Here is an 8872-nt window from a genome sequence, read left to right as displayed (position 1 = left end):
CGCAATATTTACCCGCCACCCGCAACATTTCGAATTTAGAATGGAAATGGGAACAGGAATTTATCCGGGTAAAGGTGGAGCACCGAATCAAACTCGGCGTTACCGTAAAACGGGACTTATCGAAGGAATTTCTGTATTTGAAAGAGGAGGTTTTGATGGCAGTTATGGGATTTAAGCAACTGCTACCTTGCCATTCTTAGCTATCGATTCCGTTACGTAATACGGGTCGTCTGAAACGATATCCTTGTCATATAGATAAGTTGATATGTTAATATCCTATTTTATTAAACAGGAATAGTAACCATGTTGCACAAAATCGGGATCATGAGCGCGTTAGTTTGGGGGCTTGCCATGCCTGCCGCTGCCGAATGTTTGATTCAAAAAGACAGTATCGGAGGAATTAAACTAGGGCAGAGCTTAAAGCAGGTAAAACAGAAATTCCCGAAGGCGAAAATGGAGAGAACAAGCGATGATGGCGTAGCGCTTGTCGCCATTACGCTGTCTAAAGATATCTTGGTTTTCGCTTCTCAAGATGGAGAAGAAGATCCTGATGCTCCTATAAAATTCCATAAAAAAATTGATTTTTTGGAGACCGACTCTCCCGCCTGCCACACGGCTTCGGGGGTACACCCGGGCATGAAGATCAAAGATGCAGAAGCCAAGCTGGGTAAAGTCAAAGAAGTCCACCTATCAGCAATCGAATCGCGTGAATACGCAATATTTGCCCGTCAACCAAAACATTTTACATTTGAAGTGGAACGTGGAACAGGGATTTATCCGGGCAAAGGTGAAGCGCCGAATCAAACTCGGCGTTACCGTAAAACACGACATATCAGTTTGATTTCTGTATCTAAATATAACTGAAGAGTAAGGTATTGGGCAGAAAGCTCACAAAGCCGGCTACGGAATAGAAAGGCTTTGGTATGTTTCAACCGGCTAAAAGCTCTGACAGACCATCGTCCAGACGGCTATGGATTTGAACAACCGCCGCCTTGCCATTCTTAGCTATCGATTCCGTTACACCAGACAGGTCGTCTGAAAACCGGATTTCCGTTTTCAGACGACCTTTTTGATGCTTACCTGCCTTAACCGTTTATTTGTGCGCCTAGAGTATTGAATCTATGCCTTCCGCCCTTATAAATAGCAAATACGGCATAATGATTAACATGATAAAGACGGAAGAACGATATGGCAGAAAAAACCTATTACGAAATTCTCGGCGTGGACAAAGCCGCCGACGCCGACACCATTAAAAAGGCCTACCGCAAACTGGTACGCAAATACCATCCCGACGTCAGCAAAGAACCTGACGCCGCCGAGCGCACCGCCGAAATCAACACCGCCTACGAAACCTTATCCGACCGTGAAAAGCGTGCCGAATACGACGAATTGCTGGCCAACCCCTACGGCCGCAGCGCAGGCGGCAATCCGTTCGGCGGCACGCAATCCGGCGGCTTTCACTACGAATACCGCGGCGGCGAACCTTTCGGTGCGGGCGATTTCAATTTTGAAGATTTGTTTGCCGGCTTCGGCCGCAGTCAGAGACAGGCGCACGCAAGGCCGGACGGTCCGATTAAAGGCGAAGACCAGCACGCCGAACTGAGTATCGATATTTACGCCGCTTATGTCGGCGCGGAGCGCTCATTAAGCCTGAACGTGCCGACCGTGGACGAATACGGCCGCGTCGGTTATCAGACCAAAACCTTAAATGTCAAAATTCCCAAAGGCATTACCGAAGGCCAGCAAATCCGTTTGGCGGGACAGGGCCTGCCCGGTCACAACGGCGGCGCAAACGGCGATTTGTATCTGAAAATCAAGTTCCACGACAAACCCGATTTATACGTTAAAAACAAAAAAGACGTATACCAGACCATAGACGTCAAGCCTTGGGAAGCCGTATTGGGCGGCAAAATCATCGTTCCCACCGCAGCGGGACGTTTGCAGGTCAACCTGCCCGCCAACAGCCAAAACGGTAAAAGCATACGCCTGAAAGGCAAAGGCATTCCGGCCAAAGAAGCGGGCGATTTGTACCTCAACATCCGCATCAGCGTTCCCAAGGCCGAAAGCGAAGCCGACCGCGCCGCATGGGCGCAGCTTGCCGCCCACTTTGACGGCAAAAGCGCATCAAATTGAAAGGACAAACCATGACGCAACACACCGACATTACCCTGACTTTCGAAGAAATCCTCGCTGCCAGCCGCTGCCGCCGCGATTGGCTGCTGGAGCTGATAGAGGAAGAAATCATCAGCGTAAACGGCAGGCCGGAACAAACTTTGTACAGCGGTTTCCAACTCGCCCGCATCCGCCGCGCCCAGCGCCTGAGCCGCGACTTTGATGCCGGAATTCCCGCACTCGGCCTGATTATGCGCCTGCTGGACGAAGTGGAAGAATTGCGCAAGGCGCAGCAGCCCTTATCCCTGCTGGATGAAGGCAAATAGCGGTCAACAAAAGAAGGCCGTCTGAAAAACAGTTTTCAGACGACCTTTTTTCAATACGGGAAACGAAAATGGCTGAGAATACCGCCGATGATTTGAACCTTGCCGCCGCTCAAGCGGCCGGGCATTTGCTGGAGCGTTGCGTACCGGAGCATGCTGCGGTGCTGACGCCGTATGTGTTGCGGCTGTTTGCGGCTTTGCAGAACGGGCATTCGTTTGTTTGGCTGGATGAGGGCGAGGCGGAGGAATTGGCGGGATTGGCGCCGTCAGTCGGGCAGGGCGCGTCGCCGTTGGTGTTGCAGGGCAGAAAGCTGTTTTTGGGGCGGATGTGGCAACTCGAGCATGATTTGGCGGCTGAAATCAAGCGTTTGGCAGAAGCGGAAGTCGAGCCTGTGGATTGGATGAGCGCGTCGCAAAACTTGTCTTGCTGGTTTGCCGATAAGGGCAGCGAAGGCCAGCGGGATGCGGCGGGGCTTGCCCTGCTTCAAGCGTTTATGCTGATTACGGGCGGGCCGGGTACGGGCAAGACGACGACGGTGGCAAAACTTTTGGGGCTGATTTGCACCAACTCTGCCACGCGCCTGCCGCATATTGCGCTTGCCGCGCCGACGGGCAAGGCGGCGGCGCATATGGCGCGCGCGCTGCATCGGGCGGTGGACGGTTTCGAGATGCCGGAGGCGGTACGCAATCATTTGTCCGCGCTGGAAGGGCAGACGGTCCACCGCCTTTTGAAACTGCGCCCGCCGCAAATGCTGCCTGCGTTTGACGGCAACCGCCCGCTGCCTTTGGATGTATTGGTGGTGGATGAGGCTTCGATGTTGGATGTTTCCCTGCTGCTTCACTTGCTGCGTGCGATTCCGTCGGGCTGCCGCGTGATTTTTTTGGGCGACGAGTTCCAACTGCCTTCGGTCGGCGTCGGCGCGGTATTGGCGGCGTTGTCGAGACGGACGGTTTTGAATAAAGAGACGGCGGAGCAACTGAGTATTTATCTGCCGGAACACGGTTTCCCCGTGGAGGAAAATCCGCCGGCTTTGTCGCAAAACGTCGCGCAACTGACGGTCAGCCACCGTTTCGGCGCAAATAGCGGCATCGGCTGTCTGGCTAGGGCGGTCGTATCGGGCAAGGGCGGGGAAGGTTGGGCGCAGTTTGCCTTGTTCCCCGACGAGCTGGAAATCCGCGAGGGTCGTCTGAAACAGCAGGCGGAACTGCTTTACCGCAAACACGAAAAATATTGGCAGGCAGTCGATAAAAACGATGTGACACTGGCGTTCGGACACGCGGCGGATGTGGTCGTTTTGGCGGCATGGAGGCAGGACGCGGAGGCGTTTAACGAAGAGTATTGCCGCTATCTGCAACGCAAACATCGGGCGGGCGCGGATACGCCGTGGTTCGCGGGACAAATCATCATGATTGCGCGCAACGACTATACGCTGGAAGTGTTCAACGGCGACATCGGGCTGATTATGCCCGACGCGGAGTCGGCGAACGGCTTGGCGGCGTATTTTCCGAATGCGGACGGTTTCAAAAAAATCGCCATCAGCCGCCTGCCGCAGTTTGATTCCGCGTTCGCCATGACTGTGCATAAAAGCCAGGGTTCGGAATATCGGGAAGTCTGGCTGCTGCCGCCGTCGGGGAAAATAGAGCAGGGCGGGGATGACGCGCTGTCGGGCTTAAACAATGCGCTGCTTTACACCGCCATCACCCGCGCACGGGAACGCTTCGTCTTTTGGGGAAATGAAGAGCAATGGCGGATGGCGGTGGAAACCCGCAAAACCCGCCGCACGGCATTGGGCGACATCTTGGACGCGATGTTCGTGCCGAAAGCTTGAATCAAACCCTAAAGGTCGTCTGAAAACGGAACGGATGCTGCCGGAAGTTTTCAGACGACCTTTCTCTATTGATATGCGTCAAAATCAGTTTGGAAATAAGCATAATACTCTAAATCTTCTTGACGGTTTGTGCCGTCTTTCATAGGATTACAGCCGTTCGATTACAAAAATTAGTAAATTTCTAACAAATATTGATTAGGAATTTTTGTTAAAAATACCTTTTACCCTTCAATCGGAGATTGGCATGAACATCCAAAAAAACTTTGCCGTTGTATGCGCTGCCTTGGCGGCATTACCCACCGCATTTGCAGAAACCGCTAGCGTAGAGCGCGATGCCGCCGCATTGGCAACGACGAGCGATTACGTCAATTCGGGCAGCGTCATCCGCAAAGACGAAGACAAAATCAGCATTTTCAACGATTTGCTGACCGTAAACGGCACATTCCGCGTCCGCGCCGACACCAAAGACATCAATGCCAACAACAGCAGCACCAATCCCACGCCCGACGCCTCCAATACCAATTTCAACGCCGAATTCTGGTTGCGCGCCAAGCTTTATAAAGACTGGAAACTGGTTACCCAAATCGAACCCAACATCGACTTGAAAACCGGCAAATTCAACGGCGACCATGATGTTCCCGTGAACAAACTGTATGCCGAAGGCTCGATTACCGAAGGCATCAAAGCCCGCGTCGGTAAATTCGGCGCATTCTCCTCCTACGGACGCGTCTGGGATACCGAAGTAACCGGCGGCGAAATCTTCTTTGACAACAAAACCCTACCCACCAAAATTTACGCTGGCCGCCGCACCGGCAGCCTCAACGACAACGTATGGGGCATAGGCGGCCGCCGCAAACACTTCGCCGCCATTCAAAGCAGCCTGCCGATTAACGAAAACATCAACGTCGGCGCAACCGTCAGCTACATGAAAGACATAGACGTGCGCGGTGCGAAGAAAAACGCCGTCTTCGGCGAAATCGGCGCAGATGTCAAATTCAACGACGATTGGCGTTGGATGGCGGCAGTCAGCAAGTCCAACATCAAAGCCTATAACGATGCAGGACAAAAAATCAAAAACGACGGCGTGTTCACCGAAGTCCGCTACAAACTCGCCGACTGGAAAGTCCGCAATTCCTACGACGTCTTCCTGAACTACCGCCGCGTCGGCGCACTCTCGGGCGTATCTTCCGTACAAGACTACAGTAAAAACGTACAAGGCGTACAAGTCGGCGCGACCTACGTTCCTTGGAAAAACTGGAAAGTGTCAGGCTTTTACTTGGCGGGCAAACAAGTTACCCCGACTGCCGGCTCAAGCAGACAAGACGTCAACGTCTTGCGCGGTCAGGTGGAATACAAATTCTAAGCCGTTTGGATAAAGCAAAGGTCGTCTGAAAACAAGTTTTCAGACGACCTTTGCTTTTCTCCTCCATCAAATCGAATATTCAATCAACTCGTTCTGCGAAAACACATAAACCTGTTTCGGCACTAATGCCAATTCCCGCCCTGCGGTCAAATCCAGCCGAGAAGCGTCGCTGCCTGCGAGCGTGATATGTACGTCTTGTTTGCCGTGTTTCACCAAAACGTGCGTCAGTGCGCCGACGGCGTGGATTTTTTCGATTTCGGCGCGGATCATCGGGGTTTCGTGTTCGGCGGCGAGCTGCCATTCGTGCGGGCGGATGTAGCCGGTGGCGGTTTGTTCCTGCCATTTGTATTGCGTGTCCAATTTCCACGCGAAGCCGTTGTAGTGCCAGATGCCTTTTTCGATTCTGCCTTCAAATGCGTCGGTTTCGCCGAGAAATTCGGTAACGAAGGCGTTTTCGGGTTTGCGGTAAATGGCTTCGGCGCTGCCGGTTTGTTCGATTTTGCCGTGGTTCATGACGACGATTTCGTCGGAAACTTCAAGGGCTTCTTCTTGGTCGTGTGTAACCAGAATGCTGGTTACGCCTAGGTTGTGATGGATGTCGCGCAGCCAGGTGCGTAATTCTTTGCGCACTTTGGCATCCAGTGCGCCGAAGGGTTCATCTAAAAAGCAGGAGTTTGGGTTCGACGGCGAGGGCGCGGGCGAGGGCGATGCGTTGGCGTTGGCCGCCGGAGAGCTGGTGCGGATAGGATTTGGCGAGGTGGGAGAGCTGCACGAGTTTGAGCAATTCTTCGACTTTGGTGCGGATTTGTTCTTTGGGCGGGCGTTCGGACTTGGGCAATACGGTCAAACCGAAGGCGACGTTGTCAAACACGTTCATGTGGCGGAAGAGGGCGTAGTGTTGGAACACGAAACCGACTTTGCGCTCACGCACATGCTTGGCGGTTACGTCTTGCCCGTCAAAGAGGATGTTGCCGCCGTCGGCGTTTTCCAGTCCGGCGATGATGCGCAGGAGCGTGGTTTTGCCGCAGCCGGAAGGGCCGAGCAGGGAAACGAGTTTGCCGGTGGGTACGTTGAGGTTGATGTTTTTCAGCGCGTGGAACGCTCCGAAGTGTTTGTTTAGGTTTTGGATGGTGATGCTCATGCTGCGTTCCTTTCGGCGGCGGCGAGTTTTTTGTCTTGTAATTTTGTGATGATGTTTTGCACCGCCAGCGTCGCCAGTGCTAAAAGTGCCAATACGCCGGAGAGGGCGAATGCGCCGGTGAAGTTGTATTCGTTGTAGAAGATTTCGACCAAAAGCGGGATGGTGTTGGTTTCGCCGCGTATGTGTCCCGATACTACGCTGACTGCGCCGAACTCGCCCATCGCGCGGGCGTTGGTGAGGATGATGCCGTAGAGCAGCGCCCATTTGATGTTGGGCAGGGTAACGCGCCAGAACATCTGCCAGCCGCTTGCGCCGAGAATCAGCGCGGCCTGTTCTTCGCTGTCGCCCTGCGCCTGCATCAGCGGGATGATTTCGCGCGCGACAAAGGGGAAGGTAACGAACAGTGTCGCCAGAATAATGCCGGGTATGGCGAAGATAATCTGTATGCCTTGCGCTTCGAGCCAGCCGCCCAATGCCGTGTGCGCGCCGAACAATAAGACGAACATCAAACCGGCCACCACGGGCGATACGGAAAACGGCAAATCGAGCAGGGTGGTCAGCAACTGCTTGCCGCGGAAGTCGAAACGGGTCAGCAGCCACGCCATCGCCACGCCCAAGACGGCATTGACGGGAACGACCACCGCAGCAGTAATCAGGGTGAGCTTGATTGCTGCCCATGCTTCGGGGTCGGTAATAGATTGCAGGTACAAATCCCAACCGCCTTTCAGCGCCTCGTAAAACACGGCGATGAGCGGTACGACCAGCATCAGCAGCAGGAACCCCAGCGCGACAGCGGTCAGCAGCACGCGCAGCCAGCGCGGTTCGGTCAGGTTGGGATTGGCGGAATAGGGTTTCATGGCGGTGGTGTTCTCTGGTTTGTTGTTTAAGGTGTTTGGAGGTCGTCTGAAAACCGTTTTTTGTGAGGCGGATTTGTTTTCAGACGACCTTTTATCTTTTATGGATTAAAAGGGGAACAAAAAACGTCTAGCTTTCGTCATTCCCGCGCAGGCGGGAATCCACCGCAGGGCAACAGGGATTTCAAACGACTTTTCACGGTAGGTCGGATTCTTGAATCCGACAAAATATCCAATGTTCCGTTTTTCTGGTTTCAGGTATCAAAACGCGTCGGATTCAAGAATCCGACCTACGTTTTTCAGACGACCCCTCAACCCTTCGCACCCGAACGCCTGCTCAACGCCCACTGCATCACGTTCAACGCAAACAGAATCACAAACGAAACCAGCAGCATAAACAACGCCACCGCCGATGCGCCCTGTACGTCGAACTGTTCCAGCTTGCCCGTAATAATCAGCGGCAGGATTTCGGAAACCATCGGAATGTTGCCCGCGATAAAAATCACCGAGCCGTATTCCCCCGTTGCCCGCGCGAACATCATGCCCGCGCCGGTTAAGAGCGCCGGCGTGATTTCCGGCAGCAGTACGCGGCGGAACGTCGTGAAACGGTTTGCGCCCAAAGTCGCCGCCGCTTCCTCATATTCGCCCGACAATTCCTCCAACACCGGCTGCACGGCGCGGACGATAAAGGGCAGGCTGACAACGACCAGCGCAATCCAAATACCGACGGGCGTAAACGCAATTTTGATGCCCAAAGGCTCGAAAAAACGGCCTATCCAACCATTCGGCGCATACAGGGTCGCCAACGCGATACCGGTAACCGCCGTCGGCAGCGCAAACGGCAAATCGACCAGCGCGTTCACCAGCCCCTTGAGCGGAAATTCATAGCGCACCAACACCCACGCCACCAGCGTGCCGAACACGACATTGGTCAGCATCGCATAAAACGACATCCGCAAACTCAGCCACACCGCCGCCAACACGTTCGGCTCGGCAATCGTGTTCCAAAAGCCGCCCCAGCCGATTTCCGCCGCCTTCGCCGCCATCATCGCAAACGGCAAAACTACCAGAAGCGACAGGCACAATACAGTCAGGCCGAGGCTGATTTTGAAGCCGGGCAGTACGCTGGGCGTTTTGAGTAATAACATGGTCGCTCGGAAGGGAAAAAGAAGATGCTGCCACTTTAACGGGGTCGTCTGAAAAACGGAAAGAATGGTTTGTTTGTTGCAAAGATGATTTTGTTATATATG

The 8872-nt window shown here is 53.8% G+C and carries 7 protein-coding genes and 1 pseudogene; 5 read left to right on the top strand and 3 right to left on the bottom strand.

The genetic code is table 11. The features are described from left to right. The first annotated feature begins 303 nt into the window (after positions 1 to 303). The 5 genes from HMPREF1028_RS11605 (at position 304) to HMPREF1028_RS11585 (ending at position 5627) form a co-directional block, all read left to right on the top strand. Entirely contained in the window at positions 304 to 864 is a 561-nt protein-coding gene (locus HMPREF1028_RS11605; protein ID WP_009312949.1) for a hypothetical protein, read from the top strand. A gap of 324 nt (positions 865 to 1188) precedes the next feature. Further along, positions 1189 to 2133, top strand: coding sequence for a DnaJ C-terminal domain-containing protein (locus HMPREF1028_RS11600; protein WP_009312948.1), 945 nt, complete (start codon positions 1189 to 1191; stop codon positions 2131 to 2133). An 11-nt stretch (positions 2134 to 2144) separates the two neighbouring features. Continuing rightward, positions 2145 to 2438, top strand: a complete 294-nt coding sequence (locus HMPREF1028_RS11595) for a chaperone modulator CbpM (RefSeq protein ID WP_009312947.1) — start codon at positions 2145 to 2147, stop codon at positions 2436 to 2438. Between the two features lie 68 nt (positions 2439 to 2506). Beyond that, a complete protein-coding gene (gene recD, locus HMPREF1028_RS11590) occupies positions 2507 to 4264 on the top strand; it encodes an exodeoxyribonuclease V subunit alpha (protein ID WP_009312946.1) in 1758 nt (585 codons plus the stop codon). A 244-nt stretch (positions 4265 to 4508) separates the two neighbouring features. After that, positions 4509 to 5627, top strand: a complete 1119-nt coding sequence (locus HMPREF1028_RS11585) for a hypothetical protein (RefSeq protein WP_003778773.1) — start codon at positions 4509 to 4511, stop codon at positions 5625 to 5627. Positions 5628 to 5693: 66 nt separating this feature from the next. On the opposite strand, the pseudogene HMPREF1028_RS11580 reads toward HMPREF1028_RS11585, so the two are convergent. The 3 genes and pseudogenes from HMPREF1028_RS11580 to cysT form a co-directional block, all read right to left on the bottom strand. Then, positions 5694 to 6768 (bottom strand): annotated as a pseudogene (locus HMPREF1028_RS11580) (sulfate/molybdate ABC transporter ATP-binding protein). Next, positions 6765 to 7625 carry a sulfate ABC transporter permease subunit CysW gene (gene cysW, locus HMPREF1028_RS11575; RefSeq protein WP_009312943.1) on the bottom strand — a complete coding sequence of 287 codons (861 nt, stop codon included), beginning with the start codon at positions 7623 to 7625 and terminating at the stop codon, positions 6765 to 6767. The pseudogene HMPREF1028_RS11580 and the gene cysW overlap by 4 nt, the downstream one beginning before the upstream one ends. A gap of 308 nt (positions 7626 to 7933) precedes the next feature. Further along, positions 7934 to 8770, bottom strand: coding sequence for a sulfate ABC transporter permease subunit CysT (gene cysT / locus HMPREF1028_RS11570; RefSeq protein WP_003759178.1), 837 nt, complete (start codon positions 8768 to 8770; stop codon positions 7934 to 7936). Positions 8771 to 8872: the final 102 nt, after the last annotated feature.

It is taken from the genome of Neisseria sp. GT4A_CT1 (assembly GCF_000227275.1).
Classification (GTDB): domain Bacteria; phylum Pseudomonadota; class Gammaproteobacteria; order Burkholderiales; family Neisseriaceae; genus Neisseria.
The sequence above is the reverse complement of the archived record's forward strand: the minus strand, read 5'-3'. Positions and strand labels throughout refer to the sequence as shown.

Excerpts from the sequence above, each read along its gene's own strand:
- HMPREF1028_RS11585 (WP_003778773.1), top strand. The coding sequence starts at position 4,509 with ATGAACATCCAAAAAAACTTTGCCGTTGTATGCGCTGCCTTGGCGGCA.
- cysW (WP_009312943.1), bottom strand. The coding sequence starts at position 7,625 with ATGAAACCCTATTCCGCCAATCCCAACCTGACCGAACCGCGCTGGCTG.
- recD (WP_009312946.1), top strand. The coding sequence starts at position 2,507 with ATGGCTGAGAATACCGCCGATGATTTGAACCTTGCCGCCGCTCAAGCG.
- HMPREF1028_RS11595 (WP_009312947.1), top strand. The coding sequence starts at position 2,145 with ATGACGCAACACACCGACATTACCCTGACTTTCGAAGAAATCCTCGCT.
- cysT (WP_003759178.1), bottom strand. The coding sequence starts at position 8,770 with ATGTTATTACTCAAAACGCCCAGCGTACTGCCCGGCTTCAAAATCAGC.
- HMPREF1028_RS11605 (WP_009312949.1), top strand. The coding sequence starts at position 304 with ATGTTGCACAAAATCGGGATCATGAGCGCGTTAGTTTGGGGGCTTGCC.
- HMPREF1028_RS11600 (WP_009312948.1), top strand. The coding sequence starts at position 1,189 with ATGGCAGAAAAAACCTATTACGAAATTCTCGGCGTGGACAAAGCCGCC.